This window comes from Streptococcus sp. SK643 (assembly GCF_000259505.1).
Taxonomy (GTDB): domain Bacteria; phylum Bacillota; class Bacilli; order Lactobacillales; family Streptococcaceae; genus Streptococcus.
On the sequence record NZ_AJMM01000029.1, the window covers coordinates 33,737 to 59,019 of the forward strand.

30 protein-coding genes and 1 pseudogene are annotated in these 25,283 nt (G+C 40.8%); 8 read left to right on the top strand and 23 right to left on the bottom strand.

Features of this window, described 5'->3' with window-relative positions; genetic code table 11:
* The first annotated feature begins 7 nt into the window (after positions 1–7).
* From HMPREF1117_RS10515 to HMPREF1117_RS10530, 4 genes are all read left to right on the top strand, one after another.
* Positions 8–1,300 (top strand): carbohydrate ABC transporter permease, encoded by a 1,293-nt coding sequence (locus HMPREF1117_RS10515; protein WP_000414959.1) that lies wholly within the window; start codon positions 8–10, stop codon positions 1,298–1,300.
* A gap of 1 nt (position 1,301) precedes the next feature.
* Positions 1,302–2,144: a sugar ABC transporter permease gene (locus HMPREF1117_RS10520; RefSeq protein ID WP_001065652.1), complete on the top strand. Its 843-nt coding sequence runs from the start codon at positions 1,302–1,304 to the stop codon at positions 2,142–2,144.
* 145 nt (positions 2,145–2,289) lie between these two features.
* Positions 2,290–3,090: a DUF1189 domain-containing protein gene (locus HMPREF1117_RS10525; protein WP_000938233.1), complete on the top strand. Its 801-nt coding sequence runs from the start codon at positions 2,290–2,292 to the stop codon at positions 3,088–3,090.
* Positions 3,091–3,099: 9 nt separating this feature from the next.
* Positions 3,100–4,086: a LacI family DNA-binding transcriptional regulator gene (locus HMPREF1117_RS10530; RefSeq protein ID WP_001145420.1), complete on the top strand. Its 987-nt coding sequence runs from the start codon at positions 3,100–3,102 to the stop codon at positions 4,084–4,086.
* Positions 4,087–4,115: 29 nt separating this feature from the next.
* On the opposite strand, the gene HMPREF1117_RS10535 is transcribed toward HMPREF1117_RS10530, so the two are convergent.
* The 15 genes from HMPREF1117_RS10535 to rgg form a co-directional block, all read right to left on the bottom strand.
* Positions 4,116–5,057: a YitT family protein gene (locus tag HMPREF1117_RS10535; protein WP_000806283.1), complete on the bottom strand. Its 942-nt coding sequence runs from the start codon at positions 5,055–5,057 to the stop codon at positions 4,116–4,118.
* Positions 5,035–6,798, bottom strand: coding sequence for an aspartate--tRNA ligase (gene aspS / locus HMPREF1117_RS10540; RefSeq protein WP_000830923.1), 1,764 nt, complete (start codon positions 6,796–6,798; stop codon positions 5,035–5,037). The genes HMPREF1117_RS10535 and aspS overlap by 23 nt, the downstream gene beginning before the upstream one ends.
* 154 nt (positions 6,799–6,952) lie before the next feature.
* Positions 6,953–7,183 carry a hypothetical protein gene (locus HMPREF1117_RS10545; protein WP_000832184.1) on the bottom strand — a complete coding sequence of 77 codons (231 nt, stop codon included), beginning with the start codon at positions 7,181–7,183 and terminating at the stop codon, positions 6,953–6,955.
* A gap of 17 nt (positions 7,184–7,200) precedes the next feature.
* On the bottom strand, positions 7,201–7,842 hold the full coding sequence (locus HMPREF1117_RS10550) for a CPBP family intramembrane glutamic endopeptidase (protein ID WP_000771196.1): 642 nt from the start codon (positions 7,840–7,842) through the stop codon (positions 7,201–7,203).
* A 9-nt stretch (positions 7,843–7,851) separates the two neighbouring features.
* A complete protein-coding gene (locus HMPREF1117_RS10555) occupies positions 7,852–8,550 on the bottom strand; it encodes an ABC transporter permease (RefSeq protein WP_000488847.1) in 699 nt (232 codons plus the stop codon).
* Positions 8,543–9,367 carry an ABC transporter ATP-binding protein gene (locus tag HMPREF1117_RS10560; RefSeq protein WP_000621674.1) on the bottom strand — a complete coding sequence of 275 codons (825 nt, stop codon included), beginning with the start codon at positions 9,365–9,367 and terminating at the stop codon, positions 8,543–8,545. The genes HMPREF1117_RS10555 and HMPREF1117_RS10560 overlap by 8 nt, the downstream gene beginning before the upstream one ends.
* A 10-nt stretch (positions 9,368–9,377) precedes the next feature.
* Positions 9,378–10,118 (bottom strand): DUF3169 family protein, encoded by a 741-nt coding sequence (locus HMPREF1117_RS10565; protein WP_000412274.1) that lies wholly within the window; start codon positions 10,116–10,118, stop codon positions 9,378–9,380.
* Positions 10,119–10,136: 18 nt separating this feature from the next.
* Positions 10,137–10,487, bottom strand: a complete 351-nt coding sequence (locus HMPREF1117_RS10570) for a PspC domain-containing protein (RefSeq protein ID WP_000657662.1) — start codon at positions 10,485–10,487, stop codon at positions 10,137–10,139.
* 11 nt (positions 10,488–10,498) lie between these two features.
* Positions 10,499–10,687 (bottom strand): hypothetical protein, encoded by a 189-nt coding sequence (locus HMPREF1117_RS10575; protein ID WP_000760219.1) that lies wholly within the window; start codon positions 10,685–10,687, stop codon positions 10,499–10,501.
* The gene (locus HMPREF1117_RS10580; RefSeq protein WP_001046114.1) at positions 10,674–10,862 is read right to left on the bottom strand and encodes a hypothetical protein; all 189 of its coding nucleotides are present in this window, start codon (positions 10,860–10,862) and stop codon (positions 10,674–10,676) included. Before HMPREF1117_RS10580 ends, HMPREF1117_RS10575 begins: the two co-directional genes overlap by 14 nt.
* Entirely contained in the window at positions 10,862–11,068 is a 207-nt protein-coding gene (locus HMPREF1117_RS10585; protein WP_001176231.1) for a helix-turn-helix transcriptional regulator, read from the bottom strand. Before HMPREF1117_RS10585 ends, HMPREF1117_RS10580 begins: the two co-directional genes overlap by 1 nt.
* Before the next feature lie 9 nt (positions 11,069–11,077).
* Complete coding sequence (locus HMPREF1117_RS10590; RefSeq protein ID WP_081480307.1) at positions 11,078–11,545, bottom strand: hypothetical protein; 468 nt, start codon at positions 11,543–11,545, stop codon at positions 11,078–11,080.
* Positions 11,545–12,825, bottom strand: a complete 1,281-nt coding sequence (gene hisS / locus HMPREF1117_RS10595; RefSeq protein WP_000775898.1) for a histidine--tRNA ligase — start codon at positions 12,823–12,825, stop codon at positions 11,545–11,547. Before hisS ends, HMPREF1117_RS10590 begins: the two co-directional genes overlap by 1 nt.
* Before the next feature lie 77 nt (positions 12,826–12,902).
* Positions 12,903–14,150: a hypothetical protein gene (locus HMPREF1117_RS10600; RefSeq protein ID WP_000770631.1), complete on the bottom strand. Its 1,248-nt coding sequence runs from the start codon at positions 14,148–14,150 to the stop codon at positions 12,903–12,905.
* Positions 14,151–14,453: 303 nt separating this feature from the next.
* Positions 14,454–15,305, bottom strand: a complete 852-nt coding sequence (gene rgg, locus HMPREF1117_RS10605; RefSeq protein ID WP_000434951.1) for a quorum-sensing system transcriptional regulator Rgg — start codon at positions 15,303–15,305, stop codon at positions 14,454–14,456.
* A gap of 124 nt (positions 15,306–15,429) precedes the next feature.
* Between rgg and HMPREF1117_RS10610 the strand changes: the two genes are divergently transcribed.
* Positions 15,430–15,771, top strand: a complete 342-nt coding sequence (locus tag HMPREF1117_RS10610) for a metal-sulfur cluster assembly factor (RefSeq protein ID WP_001206378.1) — start codon at positions 15,430–15,432, stop codon at positions 15,769–15,771.
* Between the two features lie 60 nt (positions 15,772–15,831).
* Here the strand turns inward: HMPREF1117_RS10610 and ilvD are convergent, their stop codons facing one another.
* A complete protein-coding gene (gene ilvD / locus HMPREF1117_RS10615; protein WP_000137378.1) occupies positions 15,832–17,535 on the bottom strand; it encodes a dihydroxy-acid dehydratase in 1,704 nt (567 codons plus the stop codon).
* Between the two features lie 230 nt (positions 17,536–17,765).
* Here ilvD and rpmF point away from each other — a divergent pair, with 230 nt between their 5' ends.
* The 3 genes from rpmF to HMPREF1117_RS10630 all read left to right on the top strand — a co-directional run bounded on the left by rpmF (position 17,766) and on the right by HMPREF1117_RS10630 (position 18,815).
* A complete protein-coding gene (rpmF, locus tag HMPREF1117_RS10620) occupies positions 17,766–17,948 on the top strand; it encodes a 50S ribosomal protein L32 (protein ID WP_000290416.1) in 183 nt (60 codons plus the stop codon).
* 15 nt (positions 17,949–17,963) lie between these two features.
* Entirely contained in the window at positions 17,964–18,113 is a 150-nt protein-coding gene (gene rpmG / locus HMPREF1117_RS10625) for a 50S ribosomal protein L33 (RefSeq protein ID WP_001265622.1), read from the top strand.
* 138 nt (positions 18,114–18,251) lie between these two features.
* Positions 18,252–18,815 (top strand): hypothetical protein, encoded by a 564-nt coding sequence (locus tag HMPREF1117_RS10630; RefSeq protein WP_000693614.1) that lies wholly within the window; start codon positions 18,252–18,254, stop codon positions 18,813–18,815.
* A 100-nt stretch (positions 18,816–18,915) separates the two neighbouring features.
* Here HMPREF1117_RS10630 and HMPREF1117_RS10635 read toward each other — a convergent pair.
* The 7 genes and pseudogenes from HMPREF1117_RS10635 to HMPREF1117_RS10665 all read right to left on the bottom strand — a co-directional run.
* A pseudogene (locus HMPREF1117_RS10635) lies at positions 18,916–19,302 on the bottom strand (N-6 DNA methylase); the annotation flags it as partial.
* A 70-nt stretch (positions 19,303–19,372) separates the two neighbouring features.
* Positions 19,373–20,620, bottom strand: coding sequence for a toxic anion resistance protein (locus HMPREF1117_RS10640; RefSeq protein WP_000134333.1), 1,248 nt, complete (start codon positions 20,618–20,620; stop codon positions 19,373–19,375).
* 21 nt (positions 20,621–20,641) lie between these two features.
* Entirely contained in the window at positions 20,642–21,448 is an 807-nt protein-coding gene (locus HMPREF1117_RS10645; RefSeq protein ID WP_000834990.1) for a hypothetical protein, read from the bottom strand.
* A gap of 612 nt (positions 21,449–22,060) precedes the next feature.
* A complete protein-coding gene (gene rpsD, locus HMPREF1117_RS10650; RefSeq protein WP_000092756.1) occupies positions 22,061–22,672 on the bottom strand; it encodes a 30S ribosomal protein S4 in 612 nt (203 codons plus the stop codon).
* A gap of 194 nt (positions 22,673–22,866) precedes the next feature.
* Positions 22,867–23,919, bottom strand: coding sequence for a HAMP domain-containing sensor histidine kinase (locus HMPREF1117_RS10655; RefSeq protein WP_000769782.1), 1,053 nt, complete (start codon positions 23,917–23,919; stop codon positions 22,867–22,869).
* Complete coding sequence (locus HMPREF1117_RS10660; protein WP_000520650.1) at positions 23,916–24,614, bottom strand: response regulator transcription factor; 699 nt, start codon at positions 24,612–24,614, stop codon at positions 23,916–23,918. Before HMPREF1117_RS10660 ends, HMPREF1117_RS10655 begins: the two co-directional genes overlap by 4 nt.
* A gap of 123 nt (positions 24,615–24,737) precedes the next feature.
* Positions 24,738–25,283 (bottom strand): SSURE domain-containing protein (locus HMPREF1117_RS10665; protein ID WP_000574583.1); only part of this gene is annotated, 546 nt, incomplete at its 5' end.

Below are 25,283 nucleotides of genomic sequence, written 5' to 3' on the forward strand. Positions count from 1 at the left end.
AGTTATTATGGAAAAGCAACAACCTAGTAAAGCAGCCCTGCTGTCTATCATTCCTGGGTTAGGACAGATTTACAATAAACAAAAAGCCAAAGGTTTTATCTTCCTTGGTGTAACCATCGTATTTGTCCTTTATTTCCTAGCACTTGCAGCCCCTGAATTGAGCAATCTCATCACTCTTGGTGACAAGCCAGGTCGTGATAATTCCCTCTTTATGCTGATTCGTGGTGCCTTCCATTTAATCTTTGTAGTCGTTTATGTACTCTTTTATTTCTCAAATATCAAAGATGCACATACAATCGCAAAACGTATTAACAATGGAATTCCAGTACCACTTACACTAAAAGATATGATCAAAGGAATCTATGAAAATGGCTTCCCTTACCTCTTGATTATTCCATCTTATGTTGCCATGACCTTCGCGATTATCTTCCCAGTTATCGTAACCTTGATGATCGCCTTTACTAACTACGACTTCCAGCACTTGCCACCAAACAAATTGTTGGATTGGGTTGGTTTGACCAACTTTACAAACATCTGGAGTTTGAGTACCTTCCGTTCTGCCTTTGGTGCCGTTCTTTCTTGGACCATCATCTGGGCTTTGGCTGCCTCAACTTTACAGATTGTCATCGGTATCTTCACAGCTATCATTGCTAACCAACCATTTATCAAAGGAAAACGTATCTTCGGTGTTATTTTCCTTCTTCCTTGGGCTGTTCCAGCCTTCATCACTATCTTGACATTCTCAAACATGTTTAACGATAGTGTCGGAGCTATCAACACTCAAGTATTGCCAATCTTGGCTAAATTCCTTCCTTTCCTTGATGGGGCTCTTATTCCTTGGAAAACAGACCCAACTTGGACTAAGATTGCCTTGATTATGATGCAAGGTTGGCTTGGATTCCCATACATCTACGTTTTGACTTTGGGAATCTTGCAATCTATTCCTAATGACCTTTACGAAGCAGCTTATATTGACGGTGCCAATGCTTGGCAAAAATTCCGCAACATCACTTTCCCAATGATCTTGGCCGTTGCGGCACCTACTTTGATCAGTCAATACACCTTCAACTTTAACAACTTCTCTATCATGTACCTCTTCAATGGTGGAGGTCCTGGTAGTGTCGGAGGGGGAGCTGGTTCAACCGATATCTTGATCTCATGGATCTACCGTTTGACAACAGGTACATCTCCTCAATACTCAATGGCGGCAGCTGTTACCTTGATTATCTCTATCATTGTCATCTCAATCTCTATGATTGCATTCAAGAAACTACACGCATTTGATATGGAGGACGTCTAAGATGAATAACTCAATCAAACTCAAACGTAGACTGACTCAAACCCTTACTTACCTCTACTTGATTGGCCTTTCAATCGTGATTATCTATCCACTATTAATTACCATCATGTCAGCCTTCAAGACAGGTAACGTAGCAGCCTTTAAGCTAGATAGCAATATCGATTTTAATTTTGATAACTTTAAAGGGCTCTTTACTGAAACCTTGTACGGTACTTGGTACCTCAATACTTTGATCATCGCCTTAATTACCATGGCTGTCCAAACAAGTATCATCGTACTTGCTGGTTATGCCTACAGCCGTTACAATTTCTTGGCTCGTAAACAAAGTTTGGTCTTCTTCTTGATTATCCAAATGGTGCCAACAATGGCCGCTTTGACAGCCTTCTTCGTCATGGCACTTATGTTGAACGCCCTTAACCACAGCTGGTTCCTCATCTTCCTCTACGTTGGTGGTGGTATCCCAATGAATGCTTGGTTGATGAAAGGCTACTTCGATACAGTGCCAATGTCTCTAGACGAATCTGCAAAACTAGACGGTGCAGGACACTTCCGCCGCTTCTGGCAAATTGTTCTTCCACTTGTTCGCCCAATGGTTGCCGTACAAGCTCTCTGGGCCTTCATGGGACCTTTCGGGGACTACATCCTCTCTAGTTTCTTGCTTCGTGAGAAAGAATACTTTACTGTTGCCGTAGGTCTCCAAACCTTCGTTAACAATGTGAAAAACATGAAGATTGCCTACTTCTCAGCAGGTGCTATCCTCATTGCCCTTCCAATCTGTATTCTCTTCTTCTTCCTACAAAAGAACTTTGTTTCAGGACTTACAAGTGGTGGCGACAAGGGATAATTTATCCCCGCCACCCTTTTTCATTTTGGATCTTGTGACTATAAAACTATCCTTGAAGCAAGCAATTTGTCTCCTAGACTTGAAATAAAGCACATTTCTCTATATAATAATACTCATATAGAAAACACCTTTTAGAAAGATACAAATGCTTCCATATCCATTTTCATATTTTTCAAGTATTTGGGGATTTCGTAAGCCCCTGTCCAAACGTTTCGGACTTAACTGGTTTCAACTAATTTTTACCAGTATCTTCCTTATCAGCTTGTCTATGGTTCCAATTGCTATTCAAAACAGCTCAAAGGAGACTTATCCGCTAGAAACCTTTATCGATAATGTCTATGAACCATTGACAGATGAGGTTGTCCAGGATCTCTCTGAACACGCTGCAATTGTTGATGGTAAATTAACTTATACAGGAACAGCTAATCAAGCCCCTTCTCTTTTAATCGGTCCAAGTAAAAGCAAGCAATTACCTAAGGACTTGCAACTGCATTTCGATACGAATGAACTGGTCATCAGCAAGGAAAGTAAAGAATTGACCCGCATCTCTTACCAAACTATTCAAACTGAGAGCTTTAAAAGTAAGGAAAGCTTGACTCAAGCCATTTCTAAAGACTGGTACCAACAAAATAGAGTCTATATCAGTCTCTTTCTCGTTCTTGGAGCTAGCCTCCTATTTGGACTCAACTTTTTTATCGTCTCTCTTGTCGCCAGTCTTCTTCTTTACATCACAAAAAAATCCCGCCTCTTTTCATTTAAGACCTTCAAAGAGTGCTACCATTTTATATTAAACTGTTTAGGATTACCAACTCTGATTACCCTTATTTTAGGATTGTTGGGTCAAAATATGACGACCCTTATCACTGTTCAGAACATTCTTTTTGTTCTTTATCTGGTCACTATTTTCTATAAAACCTACTTCCGTGATCCAGACTACCATAAATAGGAGATTTTTATGCCCGTTACGATTAAAGATGTGGCCAAGGCTGCAGGTGTCTCACCTTCAACCGTAACCCGTGTTATTCAAAATAAATCAACCATTAGCGACGAAACAAAAAAACGCGTTCGCAAGGCTATGAAGGAGCTTAATTACCACCCCAACCTCAACGCTCGTAGCTTGGTAAGCAGTTATACCCAAGTTATTGGCTTGGTACTTCCTGACGACTCAGACGCCTTCTATCAAAACCCATTCTTCCCATCTGTTCTCCGCGGTATCGCTCAGGTAGCCTCTGAAAACCACTACGCCATTCAGATTGCAACAGGTAAAGATGAAAAAGAGAGACTTAAAGCGATTTCACAGATGGTTTACGGTAAACGTGTGGATGGTTTGATTTTCCTTTATGCCGAAGAGGAAGATCCCTTGGTCAAACTGGTCGCTGATGAGCAGTTTCCCTTCCTCATCCTAGGAAAATCCATTTCACCCTTTATCCCTCTTGTTGACAACGACAATGTCCAAGCTGGTTTTGATGCTGCAGAATATTTCATCAAAAAAGGTTGCAAGCGAATTGCCTTTATCGGAGGAACTAAGAAGCTTTTCGTAACCCAAGACCGTCTGACAGGTTACGAGCTAGCTCTAAAACAACACCAACTGCCAATTGACGGAAATTTGACCTATTTTGCAAATGAATTTCTAGAGGAAAAAGGATATCAATTTAGTAAACTCCTCTTTCAGCATGACCCACAAATCGATGCTATCATCACAACCGATAGCCTTCTAGCTGAAGGTGTTTGTGACTATATCGCCCAACACCAACTAGATGTTCCAGTTCTCAGCTTTGACTCGGTCAATCCCAAACTCAACTTGGCAGCCTATGTCGATATCAATAGTCTAGAACTGGGCCGTGTTTCCCTTGAAACCATCCTCCAGATTATCAACGATGCTAAAAGTAATAAACAAATTTGTTACCGTCAGTTAATTGCCCACAAAATTATTGAAAAATAAAAACCAGCTCGAGCTGGTTTTTTTGATCACTAATTATCTGTTTCAACGAATCGTCCCAGAATATGAACATTCTCAGATACAGAGACAAAGGCACCTGGATCCACCTGTTTCATAATCTGTTTAAATTCATTAAACTCCGCACGTGTAATGACAGTGATTAAAACTGCCTTTCTCTCATGATTATAGGTTCCTTCTGCATCGTGGATTATGGTTGCTCCCCGATGCAATTTTTTATGAATTTTTTCAATCACTTTCTCAGGATTGTTGGTCACAATCATAGCCTGCATCCGTTTTTGCTTAGTAAAAACCGCATCTGTTACACGGCTAGAAACAAAGATGGTAATCATCGAGTAAAGGGCATACTTCCAACCAAAGGTCAAACCTGCTATCAGCATGATGGTTCCATTGACCAAGAAAGAAATACTTCCAACGTTTTTCCCTGTTTTCTTGCGAATAGTGAGACTGACGATATCCGTACCTCCACTGGAGATATTATTCCGTAAAGCAAAACCAATCCCCAAGCCCATAACAACACCCCCAAACAGAGCATTGATAATAGGGTCCTCAGTAAGTGTTACTACTGGAACAAACTGGATAAAGAAGGAACTCATGGACACCGTAATAAAGGTAAAGACAGTGAACTTATGCCCAATCTGGTACCAAGCCAAGACCATCAAAGGGAAATTAATAGCGTAGAAGGTCAGCGAAATCGGAATATGAAAACCAAACCAGTGATTACTCAAGGCAGAGATAATCTGTGCCAGACCTGTCGCACCACTCGAATACACATGTCCGGGTTGGAAAAAGAAATTGACCGCTACTGCTGATAAAAAACCATATACCAAAGAGGCCGAAATCTTCTCATCATACTTTTCTCGAGAGATGCTTTGTAAGACACGTAACATTTTTATCTGATGAGCAAAGCGGCGCAGATAATAGCGCCACCGCTTAATTCGTTTTGCTTGTTTCATCTTCTTCTACTTGTAAGCTGAGTTCCTCTAGTTGTTTGAGAGCGACTGTTGAAGGAGCTTGTGTCATTGGGTCAGTTGCCTTATTGTTCTTAGGAAAGGCAATAACTTCACGGATATTTTCTTCTCCTGCTAAGAGCATGACAAATCGATCAAGCCCGATAGCCAAGCCACCGTGTGGCGGGAAACCATAGTCCATAGCTTCAAGAAGGAAGCCAAACTGGTCATTTGCTTCTTCGGCTGAGAAACCAAGAGCCTTGAACATGCGTTCTTGAAGGTCTTTTTGGTTGATACGAAGGCTACCACCACCAAGCTCATAACCGTTCAAGACGATATCGTAAGCAATGGCACGAACCTTAGCCAAATCACCTTCTAATTCGTGAGCAGTCTCTTCCTGTGGAAGGGTAAATGGATGGTGGGCACTCATATAGCGATCTTCTTCTTCAGACCATTCAAACATTGGCCAGTCAACCACCCAAAGGAAGTTGAATTTATCGTTATCAATCAAACCAAGCTCTTTGGCAATACGTCCACGAAGGGCACCAAGGGTTGCATTGGCCACCTCAAGCGTATCCGCCACAAAGAGAACTAAGTCCTTATCTTCAAGCGCAAGCGCTGTTGCCAATTCTGCTTGGATGCCAGTCAAGAACTTGGCAACTGGTCCATTTAATTCTCCATCAATTACCTTGCACCAAGCAAGACCTTTGGCACCGTACTGTTTGGCTACTTCAGTCATCTTGTCGATGTCTTTACGTGAATAGTTGTCCGCAGCGCCTTTGACTACAATTGCTTTTACAGCAGGTGCTTCTGAAAAGACTTTAAAGTCTACACCTTTGACCACTTCTGTCAAGTCCTGAAGCAACATGTCAAAACGAGTATCTGGCTTGTCAGATCCATAGAGAGCCATAGCGTCATCATACTTCATACGAGGGAACGGAAGCGTCACTTCGATGCCTTTTGTTTCTTTCATCACGCGGGCAATCAAACCTTCTGTAATATCTTGGATTTCTTGCTCAGTAAGGAAAGATGTTTCCAAGTCGACCTGGGTAAACTCAGGCTGGCGATCACCACGCAAGTCCTCGTCACGGAAACATTTAACGATTTGGTAGTAACGGTCAAAACCAGCATTCATCAAGAGTTGTTTCGTGATTTGTGGACTTTGAGGGAGAGCATAGAAATGCCCTTTATTAACACGAGATGGCACCAAATAGTCACGCGCTCCTTCAGGCGTTGACTTAGAAAGGAATGGTGTCTCCACGTCGATAAACTCCAACTCATCCAAGTAGTTGCGGATAGAGTGGGTCACCTTAGCACGAAGTTTAAGATTTTCCAACATTTCTGGACGACGAAGGTCAAGGTAACGGTAACGCAAACGTGTATCGTCATTAGCCTCAATGCCATCCTTAATCTCAAATGGTGTTGTTTTAGCTGTGTTAAGCACAGTAAGAGCTGTCACGTTTAACTCAACTGCACCAGTTGGCAATTTATCATTGGCTTGCTCACGCGCAGCGACCTGACCAGTCACCTCGATAACAAATTCGCTACGAAGGCTTTCAGCTGTTGCCATGACCTCTGCAGAGACTTTTTCAGGATTGATAACCAACTGCATAATTCCTTCACGGTCACGAAGGTCGATAAAGATCAAACCTCCAAGGTCACGACGACGGCTAACCCATCCTTTCAAGGTCATTTCTTGTCCGATGTGTTCCTCACGAACACGACCAGCATACATACTACGTTTCATTGTTTCTCTCCTCTTTTATTCTGTTACTATTTTACCATAAAAGCACAGGCTCTTCATGAAAATCAGCAGAAAAGTTTGCCAGTCTTTAAAAACCAAGTGAAAGACCTAAAAATTAGCGACTAAACAAAAATCCGATGAAGTTCACCGGACTCTTTTATTTTGAATTTTTGCCTGCTTTACGCTTTTCAGCAATTTCGGCTGCCTTTCTTGGCAAGACAATTTCCGTTGTATAAGCTGTTCCAAAGCGCAAAACACCTGCAATAGGGGCAAAGACGACTGCTAGATAGTTGTAGAAGAAATCCCCCTTGAAGGCATAAGCTAGCGCCCCGATAATGAAAAATAGAACGACTGCTTGAATCACTGCTAATAAAATTACTCGTTTCATGTGACCTCCTGACTCTATTATAGCATGAGAATCATCAAAAAGGCGACTAAATTATTCAAAGCGTGGAGAGAAATACTGTAGACCAGACCTTTTCTGCTAATATAAGCCAAGCCCAAACTAAAACCTAGGCTAAAATAGACAAAAAATTGTTGCACATCACCCGGAAAATGAATCAAGGCAAAAATAAGACTAGATACTAAAAGGAAAAGAAGGGTTTGTTTACTACTGTCCTGCTTAGGAAAGAGGTAGCGTGCTAACATCCCTCTAAAGATCAGTTCTTCTGTCAAAGGAGCAAAAATAACAGTAGCAAAGAATGAGAAAAGTGGCTGAGTCAAGGTCAGGTCTGTCGCTGTTTGCTGATTTACCGAAGGATCGTTTGGCAAGAAAAATTGAACGACAATAGATAAGAACCAAACTAAGGCAGGAAGCCAAATAAATCGGTTAAAACCACTCACTGCAATGCTGACAGGAGTCTTTCGATACCATTTGTAAACATAGTATACATAAACTCCAGCCAAGGCCACATAGAGTAAGGTAACAGCATAAGCTGAAGCGCCTAGTTTCAAAGCTTCTACAGCCATACTCAGAACGATACCATAGATAAACAGAAAGGATAGAAAAGCTAGAAAAAACCAGCCAAAGTTTTTAAGTAATTTCATAAAGGACTCCTATCTTGCTTTATAGCTATTTTTCAATACAAAGAGGTTTGCTATCCCTAACACAAGTACCCAGGCAAGTAACATACCAATATTAGAAAAAGATATTTCTCCACCTTTTTTATTTAAAAGATTTACAATAGGACCGATGAACGAGTAATCCAACACTTTCTGAATCGTATCATTTTGAAGAGCAATCATAGGTAAAAAAGAGACAATTAACATAGGGAAGATACTATAAACTTGCGCTTTAGATTGAGTATCTGACACCGCACCGATTAGAAGGTTGAGAAAAATAACACTAATAGTTGCTAAGATCAAATAGATAACATAGGCAAATAGGTAACCTGATACATCTACTTTAAGATAGATTGGTAGTAAAATCATTCCAAGCAACATAATCAACATAGGGAGAACGAGCATACTAATAGTATATTCTGTTGCTGTCACACCACTTAGGATGAGTGATTTAAGATTGCGCTTTTCCTTATCTTCTGCCATCATAATCGATACCATATAACCACTTCCCATGCTCAAGACCATCGTCAAGCTAGCAGATAGTAAAAATAGGCTCAATTGTCCATCCTTATTTGAAAATTCATTATATAGAACAGCAGTACCAAAAGGCATCAATAGACTCGCCAATAAAGTTGAATTACTAATAAGGACTTGTAATCTTAACCATAGTAGGGCATTTAATTTTCTAAACATCTAACTTTTCTCCTGTCAATCTGATAAAGATTTCTTCTAGAGTTGGCTCACAAGAGTGAACCACCATCAAATCTGTCGTGTCTAAATGTGGCAATTCTTCAAATGGGACTATCTGTTCTCGTCCATCATTATAAACCACACGTACTTTCTTATCCACATGGTACTTCTGGATAATGTCTTGCGGACTTCCATACTCTATTAGGTTACCCTTATTTAAAAGAGATAAGCGATCACAAAGCAGAGTTGCTTCATGCATATCATGCGTGGTCAGAAAGATAGTTGTCCCCACCTGCTTTAATTCTTGTAGTAGGGTATGAATCATCTTAGATGTTGTAGGGTCTAAGCCACTAGTTGGCTCATCTAGAAAGAGAATCTTAGGAGCATTCAGAAGGGCACGGGCCAAGAACATTCGTTGTTTCATTCCTGTAGATAGTTTTTCTGCGATAATATCTTTAGCATCTGCCAATCCAACCTGTTGGAGCACCTGATTTACTCTATCTGACTTAAGACCATATAACTTAGCATAGATGAGCAGATTTTTATAAAGACTCATCTTTTCATAAAAACCACTGCCATCACTAACAATACCAATTTGTTCCAAATCATTTGAGGTTAAATCTTGAGAATTCTTACCTAACAAAATTGTTTTACCTTGATCTGCAGCCAACTGACCTGTCAAGACATTGATCATGGTTGTTTTACCTGAGCCAGAAGGGCCAAGAAAACCAAAGATTTCACCTTCCTTAATCTCAAAAGAAATCTGATGAAGAGCTTTTTTGCTCCCAAAACTTTTGCTTACATTTTCAACACGAATCATAGAAACTCCTTTATTTGAAATAGCGTTTCACCATAGGCAACTGCATCACATTGATATAAATATGGATGGCTCCGACAAGCAAGAAAGCTAGTAGCTGAATTTCTCCTGTCAGTAAGGAAAAGAGAAAAATTAGAAGGTAGAGACCTGGCAAGACATATTGGTTTAATTGGAATAAAATCTGAAAACTCTGTTCCAAATAAGCCTGACGCTCCCCTTCATCATAAGAATTGATATAGTACAAGACATCCTTTGGTGTAGAGAAAGGAACCCAATCAAACTGACGAACGATTGCAATTGTTTTAGAAAGAGATTTTTGAGCATTGAAAACCCACGCAAATACCAAAAAAGAAAGAGATAAGGTTATACGGCTTCCATTTAGTACAATCACTTCATTTAATGAGATGAAAAGAGCTAATAAATTCGCTACAGTTGTAATATTAAAAGCAATGGTTCCAAACTCAAGATTCCGATACATTTGCACATAATAGGTTTCATTCAGATCATCATCCATTTCCTCTTGATACAAGGAGTGAAATTTTCTGCTTTTCTTTAAGAAATTGAAAGTCAAAAGAATACTAATGAAACCTATCAGTAAACAAATAGCTGATATCCATGGTATCAAGACTTTCACATCTAACATAATTTCGTGGGATTCGGCACGTGCCTTAAACATCCCTACAAACATGCCGAAGAAAGCTCCCAAGACAATAGACATTAAAAATAACAATCCACGTTTCTTTTTCTTTTCCATATTCATTCTCCTTCTAAATTAAACCAATCCAACTAACCACTGACCAAAGGCTTTCCCTGATGCATAAATTGCTGTCAAACCCTCTGTTCCAAGTGATACTAAAATCAAACAAACAGCAAACAAGAGAATAGCTTGATTTCTTGCTTTTTTCGCCCCTTCTCCTAAAGGATCTCTCCCAAGCCAGCCTGCTAGATAAGCATATAGGATGACTGTTAAAATCCCAAACTCTGTTGACCAAAGAAACAACAAAATGGCTACTAAACGGATGACGTTAGTCTTGATATTAAAATAATTTCCTAAACCTGCACAGACACCTGCAAGTTCTTTGTTCTCAGTATCTACTTGAAAACCTGCTAAAAACTCTTTCATTTTCATTCTCCTTATTCACTTGCTTGATTTTTTGATTTCTTTTCAATCCATTCAACGACTGGGATAAGAGCAAAGTAGGCCCAGATAAATTGGTCACTCTGATAGTGACTAAACCAACCTAAGTCTATCCCAATCAATAGAAATACGCTGACTAATAGGGCTATGGCTACTACATAATAGATCACTTTATACTTTTTCATCATTTTTCTCCTTTTTCTCTAACCAATTGAAAATGGATAAGAGGACTAAATTAATCCAAAACAAATACTTACTTTCAACAAAATAGAACCACCCCAGTAATGTTCCAACCATAGCGAAAGCATTCACAATGAGGACAAGAACACTCATATAATAAAACACTTTATACTTGTTCATCACTCGTCCTCCTCCAAGCGAAATACCGATTCGACTGTTTCGTTGAAAATTTGAGATATTTTCAGGGCAATGATAATGGACGGGGTGTACTCATCCCGTTCTAGTAGGCTAACGGTCTGTCTGGAAACCCCTGCCAGCTTGGCTAGGTCGGTTTGATTGAGACCATCGCGAGCCCGAAGCTCTTTTAGACGATTTTTTAGTTGCATGTTACACACCTACTCTCCGTCAAATTCAACGGTTTGGATATCCTCAATACGTTGCAACTTGAATTTTTCTTTCCCCTTTTTATCAACGCTACGTAGTTTGACCCATTCCTCGTCAACATCCACAACTTCCCAGTTATCTGGCCCAATATACACTCCCGTTATAATTGGTTTCTTTCCAATCATTTCTTGCAATAATCTCGACATTTCTGCGTTTCCTTTCTCTTTTCGCTCAAGCTTTTTGATTTTATTCTCTAGTTTCTTGATTTTTTTAGAATTATTAGAATAAAAGAAAATCAGGAATAGTATAAATACTACTACCCACATCATAGCTCCTTTCTGCTTTCTATTTCTTAACTTGAATTTATTGTAACACATCTTTTTCTTTTTGACAAGCATATTTGTCAAAAAGTTTATGATTTTTGTCATTTTGCAAAAGAAAAAGGTCAGGAGTAGGTTCCTGACCAGTTTTTCTACTATTAAAAGCCTAGTTTTTCAAAGATTTCTGAGAAGTTTTGGCTGATTGTCTCAAGTGACACTTGCACTTCTTCTCGGGTTTGATTGTTCTTGACCGTCACTTGTCCGCTTTCGACTTCACTCTCTCCTAGAGTGATGAGGGTCTTAGCAGCAAAGACATCGGCTGACTTGAACTGAGCTTTGAGCTTACGGTTGAGGTAATCACGCTCTGCTTTGAAATCTTGTTGGCGAAGGGCTTGTACCAATTCCAAGGCCTTGACATTTGCCCCTTCTCCCAAGACTACGATATAGACATCTAGGGCATTTTCGATAGGGAGGGCCACACCTTGCTTTTCAAGAATGAGAAGCAGACGCTCTACACCAAGTCCAAAACCAAATCCAGCAGTTTCAGGTCCACCAAAGTAAGCAACCAAGCCATCGTAACGACCACCCGCGCAGACTGTCAGGGCATTGCCCTCAATCTCCGTGATAAACTCAAAAATGGTGTGGTTGTAGTAGTCCAGACCACGCACCATATTGGTATCGATGATATAGTCTACTCCAAGATTCTCCAACATCTGACGCACAGCATCAAAGTGGGCTTGGCTTTCTTCATCAAGGAAATCTAAGATAGACGGTGCATTCTCGACTGCCACCTTGTCTTCTTTCTCCTTAGAGTCCAAGACACGGAGAGGATTTTCCTCCAAACGACGCTGGCTATCCTTAGACAAGGTCTCCTTGAGTGGTGTCAAATAGTCAATCAAGGCTTGACGGTAGGCCGCACGGCTCTCAGGATTTCCAAGAGTGTTAAGATGTAATTTGACACCTTGGATACCGATTTCTTTCAATAAATGGGCTGCCATAGCGATGGTTTCCACATCGGTAGCTGGATTGCTAGAGCCAAAACACTCAACACCAATCTGGTGGAACTGGCGCAAACGCCCTGCCTGTGGACGCTCATAACGGAACATAGGGCCCATGTAGTAGAACTTACTTGGCTTTTGCACTTCTGGCGCGAAGAGTTTATTTTCCACATAAGAACGGACAACTGGCGCAGTTCCTTCTGGACGGAGGGTGATATGACGGTCGCCCTTGTCATAGAAATCGTACATTTCCTTGGTTACGATATCCGTTGTATCTCCGACAGAACGGCTGATAACCTCGTAATGCTCAAAAATAGGCGTGCGCACTTCTGCATAGTTATAGCGCTTGAAAATTTCACGGGCAAAGCCCTCAACGTACTGCCATTTGACAGACTCAGCAGGTAAAATATCCTGCGTTCCTTTTGGTTTTTGTAATTTCATAGGGAATCCTCTTTAAACTTAATAGTCTTATTTTACCATAAATAAGGGGATTAAAACAGTGAGAAAAAAATTAGGATTTAGATATCATTTTTGAGATTAATAACTGTCAAAAGAATAGCTATCAAGGAGAGACCAACAAATAGCATCCAAGTCAACTGTATATTCCATACGGCAACAAGTGAAAAACAAGCTGTTCCCACAGGTATAGACAAGGTAAACAATAAACCTAAAAAATTACTGGTACGAGCTAGAACCTCTGGAGCTAGATTTTTCATGAGCATGGCACTAATCTTTGGTTGAACTTTACCAGACACATACAGAGTTGAACAGAGAAATAGTAAACCAAGTACGACTTGATTGAATAAATTAGCTAGACCAATTAGACTGAGTCCTACGGTCACCCACATCATCAATCTAGGCAAGGACTGCTTCCCGAAATAATCATTGCCCGTAAGGCTACTGATGATGATTGCTAACAAAGCACAGAATTGACTGATAAATAATGCCTCTGTGTAAGAAAAGTCCAAAAGAGAATGGCTCAAAAAGAAGATATTGTAGATGCCCCCTAAGGAACCACCCAAGGCATTGATAAGCAAGACAGCAAAGATCATGAATCCAAAGTTTTTCTGTCCACCTTTAAGAAAAACAAGGCGTAAATTTCGGTAAATTGTTAGGAACTGGTCTTTGATAGAAAGCTTCTCATTTTTTAGTGATTCACCATCAGCAGATGAAATTGACAGGCTCAATTTGCTTCTTCCCAAAAAGAGAACAGAGGCTGATAGGAGGAAAAAACAGGCATTGATTCCCGCAACGAGGGAAAAATTGTTGACCGATAGACCTAAGAGCCATACCCCAAAAGCTTGACCACCAATAGCTGAAATATAGGTGATAAACTGGTTAAAAGAATAAGCCTCCATCAGATCGTCTTCAGCTACTTTTTCCTTAATGAGAGGCATGCGCAAGCCACCTGCAAAATCACTGATGACATCACTACTGACATTGATTAAACACAGGCTAGAAAAGGCAAAGAGACTAGCTTGCTGGACAACTAGGGCTGCCAGAAAAAATAAAACCGCCTGAAACAAACCGCTATAGACCATCCATTTGACCTTGGCCTTCGTGTAATCTGCCCGAATCCCTACAAAAACTGTAAAGAGAGTCGGAAGAATCATGACAATATTCGCCATAGCAACCGCAAAAGATGCTTGTGGAAGGGTCGATGCATAGACGATAAAGACCAGATTGAAAATCGAAGCACCAAAAGCATTGAAGAAGCGTGACAAAGTCAAGAGACGATAAGCTTGATTTCTGAACAATAGTTTCATAGGTAATCTCCCTTCTTGTTCAAATACTCAATGAAAATCAAAGAGCAAACTAGGAAGCTAGCCGAAGGCTGTACTTGAGTACGGCAAGGTGAAGCTGACGTGGTTTGAAGAGATTTTCGAAGAGTATAAGTTTTATGTGAAGTATGACTATAGTATAGCACTTAAAAATCTTAGAGGAAAACTTTTGAATATATGCAACAAATAAAATGAACAAAAAGAAACGATAGAATCTCTCCAGTGACACGAGAGAGCCAACAGTTCTATTACTTAAAATTTCAAATAATTTTCTTAGTTTGCAGATATTCAACAATCGGTCGTATTTCTATAGTATTCGGCAGATTTATTACAGCCAAGCATCTCAAAAATACGGACAGCATCTTCCATCTTTTTCTGGCCTTCCTTGACTCTGCCTTGCTTACTATCAAGGAGACCTTCTGCCCATAAATAGACAATTCGGAAATAGGTCTCATTTTCATTGTAGAAATGCTCTTCAATAACACGTTTAAAATAATGGGCATTGATAAATTCTTCACACTCGATGCTAGCTAAAAAGCCATTCAATAGTATAGTGTGAAAAAGGTTTCGATTGCCAGACATTTCCATTAGAAAATCAGATTTGCGGACCATTTCTCGTACATATCTAGTAAAAAGAGAAACAGATAAAAAGGGAGAACTGACTGAAAATAAATTGAGTTCATAGATTCCCCAAATCTCGGTAGAAAACAGATAGTCATGAAGGACTTTCTCTTCCTCTGCCGTTAACTCTACCGTATCATCCATGCTCTTCATATAGGACTTAATAATAATGGCATTTAGAATATGTTTCTGTTTGTTGTGAGAATGGGCATGCTTTTGATACTCCTTGCGATACAAGTCCTCAAGAGGAGCTATATTCTTTGGATCCAAGACATCTATGATTTCTTTTCTTAACTCAGAATCTGTATCATACTGAAAGCCTCTCGCCAGAAATAGGATTTCCTCCACACTGGCAGATATATTTTCTAGGGCGAATAGAAACTTTTCCACCGAAAGCTCACTCTGACCTGTTTCAAAGCGAGATAACATAGACGGCGAAAATTGTCCCCCAGTTGCTTGTCTCAGCGAGATATTTCTTGACTCTCGTAATTGTCTAAAGACTTTTCCAATCTGCTCCATAGCCTTCCCCTTGATTCAGTATTTTCTACATATTATCATATTTTTTCAGAAAATTCATCAAAAACTTGCCAAATTGTCAGAATTATGAGAAAATAGAGGATATTTATCACGTGGAGGGACTGTTATGAGAGAGGATATCAAAATCAATGACCGTGCTTTGGCCTTGCAAGACAAAATTATCGAAAAACTAGAGAAGGTTTTTGATACAGATGTGGAATTGGATGTTTACAATCTAGGATTGATTTATGAAATCAATCTGGACGAAACAGGTCTCTGTAAGATTGTCATGACCTTCACCGACACTGCCTGTGATTGCGCCGAAAGCCTGCCTATCGAAATCGTGGCAGGTCTGAAACAAATCGAGGGTATCGAAGATGTCAAGGTTGAAGTTACTTGGTCGCCCGCTTGGAAGATTACACGAATCAGTCGCTACGGTCGTATTGCCCTTGGACTGCCACCTCGTTAAGCAGGAAAATTACTTTTGAAGATGAAAAGAAGCAAGCCGAAGTTGGCTTGCTTTTTGAGTTTATTTTTTACCTGACTTGTCCATATTCCAGAAGTCTGTCACGGCTCCGCGTGAAGCAGATGATACGATGTGGGCATATTTCCCGAGGACACCACGGCTGTAAAGCGGTGGCAAGGTTGTTTCTGTCTTGCGTTTTTCAAGTTCTTCTTCGGATACGGCCATAGAAATTTCTTTGGTATCTTGGTCAACCGTAACGATATCCCCTGTACGAAGGTAGGCAATTGGTCCACCATCCTGAGCTTCAGGAGCGATATGTCCAACAACCAGACCATAAGTACCACCAGAGAAACGACCATCTGTCAAGAGGGCCACCTTGTCTCCCTGACCTTTACCAACAATCATTGATGAAAGTGACAGCATCTCAGGCATACCAGGACCACCCTTAGGCCCCACGAAACGAACAACGACAACATCGCCATCAACGATTTCATCTGTCAGAACGGCCTGAATAGCATCTTCTTCTGAGTCAAAGACCTTAGCCGGTCCAACGTGACGACGCACTTTCACACCTGATACTTTAGCAACCGCACCGTCAGGGGCAAGGTTCCCGTTCAAGATGATAAGCGGACCGTCCGCACGTTTTGGATTTTCAAGTGGCATGATAACTTTTTGACCTGGTGTGAGGTCTGCAAAGTCAGCCAAGTTCTCAGCGACAGTCTTACCAGTACATGTGATGCGATCTCCATGAAGGAATCCATTTGCCAGCAAGTACTTCATAACCGCAGGGACACCACCGACTTCATAGAGGTCTTGGAAGACATACTGACCAGATGGTTTCAAGTCGGCCAAGTGAGGCACACGTTCTTGAATCGTATTGAAGTCTTCAAGTGACAAGTCAACATTTGCGGCGTGGGCAATGGCAAGCAAGTGAAGAGTGGCGTTTGTAGAACCACCGAGAGCCATAGTCACAGTGATAGCATCTTCAAAGGCTTCACGAGTCAAGATATCTGACGGTTTGAGACCAAGCTCAAGCATTTTAACAACAGCACGTCCTGCTGCTTCGATATCTTCTTTCTTATCAGCTGATTCAGCTGGGTGAGAGGATGACCCTGGCAAACTCATACCGAGAACTTCGATAGCAGTCGCCATGGTATTAGCAGTGTACATACCACCACAGCCACCAGGGCCAGGGCAGGCATTACATTCGAGACGCTTCACGTCCTCAGCTGTCATATCACCGTGGTTCCATTTTCCGATACCCTCAAAGACAGAAACCAAGTCGATGTCTTTGCCATCAAGATTTCCCGGTGCAATAGTTCCACCATAGGCGAAAATAGCTGGGATATCCATATTGGCAATGGCAATCATAGAACCAGGCATGTTCTTATCACAGCCACCGATAGCGACAAAGGCATCCACATTGTGACCCCCCATAGCCGCCTCGATTGAGTCTGCAATGATATCACGAGATGTCAAAGAGAAACGCATACCAGGCGTTCCCATGGCAATCCCGTCCGCTACGGTAATTGTCCCAAACTGCACAGGCCAAGCACCTGCAGATTTAACACCTTCTTTGGCTAATTTCCCAAAATCATGCAAGTGAATGTTACATGGTGTATTTTCCGCCCAAGTCGAAATCACTCCCACAATCGGTGTTTCAAAGTCCTTATCTGTCATACCAGTCGCACGAAGCATAGCACGGTTTGGTGATTTTACCATACTATCATAAATGCTACTGCGGTGACGTGTATCTAATTCAGTCATTTGTTCCCTCCCATTTCAGTTCTTACTATTATAGCACATTTCAAAAGCAATGAACAGAAGAAAATTCTTGAATTTTCAGAAAATTTCGATTAATTTGGTTAATGACCTTTTAATTTTTTCATCTTTTTTTGTCAAGTAACTTTACTTTACAAAAAAAATGTGTTATCCTAGTATGGTTGATGAAAATCAGTAGATTGAATCGAATTTAAATACCTAAAGGAGAAATCAAAATGGCAGTACCTGCACGTCGCACTTCAAAAGCGAAGAAAAACAAACGTCGTACACACTACAAAGTAACAGCTCCATCTGTAAACTTTGACGAAACTACTGGAGATTACTCACGTTCTCACCGTGTATCACTTAAAGGATACTACAAAGGACGTAAAATCGCTAAAGCTGCAGCAGCTGAATAATAGAAGGGAGATACCATGCGCGTAAATATTACACTTGAACACAAAGAATCTGGTGAACGCTTGTACCTTACTTCTAAAAACAAACGTAACACTCCAGACCGTCTTCAATTGAAGAAATACTCACCAAAACTTCGCAAACACGTTGTGTTTACAGAAGTTAAGTAATAGGTCATTCCGTTTCATGACTTACACCCTATTAGTTAGACAAAAATATCTAGCTGATGGGGTGTTTTATTATAAAACTAACATTACATAGTCTTTCTCTATATTCTTTCAACTGATAATATTTAAGGAGAAACATTAATGAAAATAAAATTTAAAGAAAGCAATACCATTACTTCGATAAAATACAAATCTTTTTTATTTGTAAAATTGCCACTACTAGCTATTTTGTACGCAGTTGTTATCAACTACATACTTAGTTTTAAGTTGACAGCTATAAGTGATTTGCTAACGTCTAAAGGCATTGTCCCTTTAATGTTAATTATTCTACTAGCTTATCTTACCTTCAAGAACTATGCTTCTTTTAAAAACTTACGTGAAAATTATAAAGCTAAGAATATTGATGGTATTAATATACTGGTAAAACTTATTCGCATACATGATAGAGTTAAGGTCAGAGAGCTTGGATTTAACAAGACAGTCTATAACTACACATTTTCATGGGAAGATATCATTTTCCCTGCCATTAACAACAATATAAACGGCTCAAAACTTGAACCACTTGTTAAAAAATATTCTTTACAAGTACTGTCTATGAATATTCCTGCAAAAATGATTGGGAATGTGATCTATGTTGATGCAAAGGTATTGGAAGAATGTATAGAAAATGAAGTTGAAGAAAGAAGTAAACTTTCAAATATTTAAAAATGAACTTTGTTGCAGTCATCAATAACAAAAATGACAATAGATTTTCTACTGTCATTTTTATTTTTCTAAATTTTTAGCAGAGTATTCTCACAAGTCTCTAAATCTCTTTCAGTTTTTCGAGATAGGCGGTTAATTCTGCTTGGGCTTCTGGTGTTGTGCCTACTAGTTGGCTGCGCATGTGTGCGAGTCTGGCTTCTACCTCTCCAATCTCTTTATCAATCTCTGCGAGCTGGGCGGCGAGGTCGGCGAGGGGAACTACAGGTTCTTCCTCAAAGGTATCGACATAGCGTGGAATGTTGAGGTTATAGTCATTTTCGACAATCTCTTCAAAGCTGGCTAGATGGGCGAATTTCTCGACATTCTCACGTTTTTGATAGGTCTCCAAAATCTTGGCAATATGGTCTTCGGTCATATTGTTTTGATTTTTCCCTTTGTCAAACTCTTTTGAGGCATCGATAAAGAAGACATTCTTGTAACAATAATTCCCTGACCTTCAAACTTCTACTAAAACAAACAAAATCCCCTGTAAATCTACATTACAGGGGACTTGTGTGTTATTCTTGCACTTCTTTCTGGGCGGCCTTACCTTGGTCTAGAAGGGCTTGGACGATTTTCTCATCGCGTAGTTTGACAGAATCATTGATCATTTCTGCGGACTTGACGATGGTTGTTTCTAGTTGGGCACGTTTCTGGCGTCCCAATTCAATAGCTGCGACGATGCCTTGGTTTTGAGCGACCAGACTTTCAGCCAGTTTGGTAACCGATTCGACAGCGACTGTCGGGCTTTGGGCAATTCTCTCCATCTGCGGAATCACTTCCTTGCTGGTTTCAGCTAGCATCTGAAGGGCAGCATTATTGGCATTGACAATGGCATCTGCCACGACACCTGATTTCATGGATTGTTGCAAAATACCAAGTTGGGCAATGGAAAGCTTCATTGTTGGAATCGTATTGCGACGAAGCATGCCCAATTTTTGGCGCATATCAGATGACACCTTTACCAGATTACGCATCTGAGGCGTTGTTGCCCAGGCAACATAGAGACGGCTGACATACTCGGTGTGCTGTTGTTCGAGGGTATTGACCACTTCAGCCATACGGGCCAATTCTTGTGATTTGGTTTGGTATTCTACCGTACTTGTATCGAGTTGGTCAACTTGGGCCTTTAGTTCGGCAGCGCGCTTGCCAGCTTCTGTCTGACTAGCTTCGATAAAGGAAATCACTCCCACTAAATTTTCAATGGATTTGGTATTGTCCTCAATCAACATCTCAGCTGAAACGATATTTCGAGCTAAGACATCTTCTTGCTTGACCACTGCAGCTGCCATACCATCGAGCTTTTGCTCCACTGTTTTTGAGTCAAAGTAAAATTCCTGTAGCGTATTCTTGCTCTTGTTAAACAAGCGTTGCAAAAAGTTTGGCTTCTCTTCTAACTCAGCAATTTCAGCGTTCTTGTATTTGACGACAAAGCCTTGCAACTCACGGTTAGTATTCTTGAGTAAGTCATCCACTTGGGGAATCTGCAATTTCTTTTGTTCTGACAAGATACGATTGACCGTATTGTTCACACCTTCGACAGCAGATTGTCCAAAATCCAAAAGAGCATTTTGATTGGTGACAAACTGGTCTACCAACTGGGGCACGCGCGCCTTGATTCCTTCTTGCTGCTCAGGGCTCAGCTTCTCAAGGAAGGTCAAGGTCTTATCTGAGCCAGTATTGGTCTCGATGATTTGGGTTGTTTTATCCACCTTAGCTACCGTATTATTGGCAATCTGGTCAATATCAAAATTAAATTCTGTCATGGTTACTCCTTTATTTCTAACCTATTCTTTACGATCTTTTTCTAGAATACGCAGACTGATATCAAAATCACGCATATCTGTTTCATTGAGTTCTCTCAAAACTTGGTCTAGCTCAAGGTCAAATTGTTCGATGGCCGCTTTAGCTTGCTCTAAGCGTTCTTCTGCCCGATTATAGTTTTTAGGGTTGGCCTTAATCTTTAAATAGCCTTCTAAAATCGTTTGGAATTTCTCCATCTTCAAACTATGAATGGTCGTCAATTCTTCCTTATCACCTTCAGCAGAAGTGGCAATCTTGTCTAAAATAGCCTGATGGTCAACGGCAATATTAGCCAAGGTCTGGGATAATTCTGGAGCTAATTCCTCTGGCTCCGCATTTTCAAAATCTACCTGACTTTCTCTATCCAAACGTTCTAGCTGAACATCGATGTTTGCCCTTACTGTACGAACCTTTTTGTCAATACGGTTGTAGACATCAGCATCGATATAGGACTTGAGACGATCCGCCTCCTGATGGATTTCCCGCAGTTCGATTAATACTTGATTGGCCAGACTCTTATAGGACTCTGAGCCTTTTTCTACCAAGATTCCCTCTAACTGCTGAATATCTTTGTCCGCCTGACGAATTCGAGCTTTTAAAAGCTCAATTCGATCATCTAGAGAGGCATCCTGCAAAAGAGGATAGCGCCAACGTTTATAGAGGCGATAACCACCATAGCCTAGCAGGACACAAGCCGCAAGTGGGAGAGCATATTGAACCAAAAGGCCCAGTAAGAACAAGAAGCCCCAAAAATAGAGACAGCCTTTCCAAAAACCATTACCCGATTTCATAAACATTCCTTATTTTCAATTTATAAGTCTATTTTAGCACAAAAGAGCAAAATGAGGGCGGAAATCCCATAGAAAAGAGTTGATTTCTTTGCTGTAGAATGGAGGCTAGTAGCGCGTGTGCTAATTTCAGTAAAGCGGACTCAAACCACAAACACACTCTGATGAATATCAAAACAAAAGCTTGAAATATCGAAAGGATTGTGTTAGAATGAGCTTACAATGTGAGTAAAGTTACAGCATATGTAACTAAAAAAGCCCCACCGTGCCACCGATGGGGTTTTTTGCTACCCTCTAAAAGGGTTAACCATTACTTTTTACGTTTCTTAAGCCATAACTTGAAAAGCTCAGATAACACGTTAATCAGTAACGGAGCTAGAAACACTGTGAGTAAAGTTTCTAACATATGTAACACCTCCCTTCATTAAAGTGAGGGGGCTAAAATATTATATCATGCCAGATTTATATCATCAACATCGCTTAATTCTTGGAATAGATAGACTTAGATACACAAATAACCTTACTAGCAAAGCTCTATACAAACCCAGAAATCAACGTTTTAAGACAAAGCAAAAAGCCCACTGTTGTAGGCTTTCTGTAAGATATTTCTTAAAATTAAAGCATTTTGTTGTAGAATTCAACGACAAGTGCTTCGTTGATTTCTGGGTTGATTTCGTCGCGTTCTGGCAAGCGAGTCAATGAACCTTCCAATTTTTCAGCGTCGAATGATACGAATGCTGGACGTCCAAGAGTAGCTTCTACTGCTTCAAGGATAGCTGGAACTTTCAATGATTTTTCACGAACTGAGATCACTTGACCTGGAGTTACGCGGTATGATGGGATATCAACGCGTTTTCCGTCAACAAGGATGTGACCGTGGTTTACGAATTGACGAGCTTGACGACGAGTAGTCGCAAGACCAAGACGGTAAACAACGTTATCCAAACGACGTTCCAAAAGAAGCATGAAGTTGAAACCTAGGATTCCGCCTTTGATTTTTGTAGCTTGTACGAACAAGTTACGGAATTGTTTTTCACCTACACCGTAAGTGAAACGAAGTTTTTGTTTTTCAGCCAATTGCAAACCGTATTCTGACAATTTAGAACGGTTGTTTGGTCCGTGTTGTCCTGGTACGTAGTTACGACGTGCTAATTCTTTACCTGTACCTGTAAGTGAAAGGCCAAGGCGACGAGCTTGTTTCCAAGATGGTCCTGTATAACGTGACATGTGAATGTCCTCCTGATATAAATAATATTTCGGTGGAAATAGTCACTTAGAAAGCCCTGATTCGTGCAGATGCCCTTCGCCTAAACAGCCAAGGTTACTTATCATAAGACACCTGTTGACGAGCTTCATGCTTTCCTGCTGATATTTCACACAAAATCCATTTTACCATGAATGGCTAGATTTGTAAAGGAGTTTTAAGCTTTATTTTCATTGCCAGAGAGCTTAAGAAGGAGGGTAAAGGTACTTCCTAGGCCGTACTGACTGCTGACTGTGATTTCCCCACCCAATTGATGGGCCAATTCACGCGCAATCGCAAGACCCAAGCCATGACCACCTGTTTTCATGTTACGCGAAGTTTCAACACGATAAAGGCGTTTGAAAATATTCTCCAAATCCTCTGGGGCAATCCCCTGTCCCTCATCGGTCACACTGATTGAAAGCTGGTTCTTCTCCAGCTTAGCTACCACCTCCAGCTTGGTTCCTGGAGACGAGTATTTAAAAGCGTTATTGACCAGATTCACCAAGATACGAGAAAGTTTGGCATAATCTCCCTCAATCCGGGCAGACTCTGGGATTACCTGCAAATGGACATCTCGCTCCTCCTGCTCAATCAAGAACTGAAATTCACTCATGCACTCAATCAAGAGCTGGTCCAGAAAAATACTGTCCTTTCTGGTCGTTTCCATCTGATTTCTAGCTGTATTTAGAGTCAAAAAATTCAACTCTTCAACCAGTTTATTGAGTCTTTCCGTCTGACGCCCAATGGTTGCTAGATAGTGGTCCTGTTCTCCTTCCTTGATAACCCCATCCAAAATCCCTTCTACCGTCGCTTGAATCGAAGTAATGGGGGTCTTGATATCATGAGATAGCTGGGCAATCATCAAGCCCTTTTCTCGTTCGCTTTCTTCCAAGGAATCAAAGGTGGCCTGCAAATCATGGGACATTTCATTGAAAGCTTGGCCTAATTGCTGAAATTCTACAGGTCCTTGAACCTCCAGACTTGATGGAAAATCCTTGTCCGCTACCCGCTTGGCATGTTCCTTGAGTTTGCCCAACGACGTAAATACAGGCGACAGGAGAAAGAGACTAATCCCAGCACCGACAAGGCTGGCAACGATGGTCATTCCAAGCAAAAAGTAAATCTCGCTTTTCGCAATCAGCATTTTTTGAACAGCCCAAAAAACCACGATAATCGTTAGGAGTGTTGAAATGACATACCCCACTAAAATATAACTTTTTAATTTCATTGACTACCTCGCGCTTTCTCAATTTTGTAGCCCAAACCCCAGACGGTTTTGATGGTCGGTGTTTCTGCGCTGGCATGTTTAGCCAACTCCTGTCGAAGAGCATGGATATGAACATTCAAGGTATTGGTATCATCCACATAGTCTTCTTGCCAGACCTTTTCATAGAGGTCTGTCTTAGAGAAAACCCGCTCTGGATTGCTGGCTAGAAGCCATAGAAGTTCGAAGGATTTGACTGTCAAATCAAGCGCCACATCTCCGACTTGGACCTCATGACTACCGTGATTCATCCGTAAATCCCCGAGACTGACGACTTCTGTCTCACCTCCACGATGAAGGCGACGCAAGATATTGTGGACACGCAAAACCAGCTCACGAGGGCTAAAGGGCTTGGCAATAAAGTCATCTGCCCCTAAGCTCAGGCCATAAATCTTGTCCTGCTCGCTAGTCTTAGCCGTGATAAAGAGAAAAGGCTGATCTGGAGATTGATACTGAACCTCACTAATCAAATCATAACCATCCATCCGAGGCATCATGATATCTGTAATAATCAAATCAATTGGTTTTCGCTTGAAGATTTCTAAGGCCTCTACTCCATCATGGGCCACCAAAACCTGATATCCTGCCTGAACCAGATAACGTTGATGAATATCTGTGATTTCTACCTCGTCGTCAACGAGTAAAATTGTCTTTCCCATCTGTCTCTCCTTTGAAAAAAACAGTGCTATACCACAATAGTATAACACTATTTTTATCTCTTTACGAACATTCTAAACGATATCTGGATTTTTCATATCCTAGATAGAAAGTCTGTAGCTAGACTAGTCATTTTCCTCTTTTTTAGCTTTCAAACCGAGTCCACCTAGCAGTCCAGCAAAGGCGAGTCCAAAGAATCCAATAGTAGCCATTGATGTTTGGGCTTCACCAGTATATGGAAGCATGGCTTTTTGGTCTTTCATTTGAGTAGCCATCATTGGACTTGACACCTTATTATTGGATACCACCTTGCCTTCATCAGGCATTTTGCTTGAGGTTGCTGCCACTTGATCTTGCTTCATACTTGGAGTTGCCATTGGCTGACTAGTATTCATGGTTTTGTTCTGCTCTTTGTTAGGCATCATCTTATCTTGGCTAGCAGCTGGCATTTGAGATTTCATCGGATTGAGGGACTTATACCCATTCAAGTTCACTGTCAATTCTTTAGTCGCTACAAGGTTGCTCAAGTCGGCCTTGCCATCTTTGGCACCGTACACCTTGATGGTAGCTTTATAGCTTTGAGTGCCGTTTTGTTTCAACAAGTCAAGCAATTCTTTGTCAGATTTGCCTTGGGTACCTGCCAAGTCCACTTCATAGAAGTAGAGGTCTTT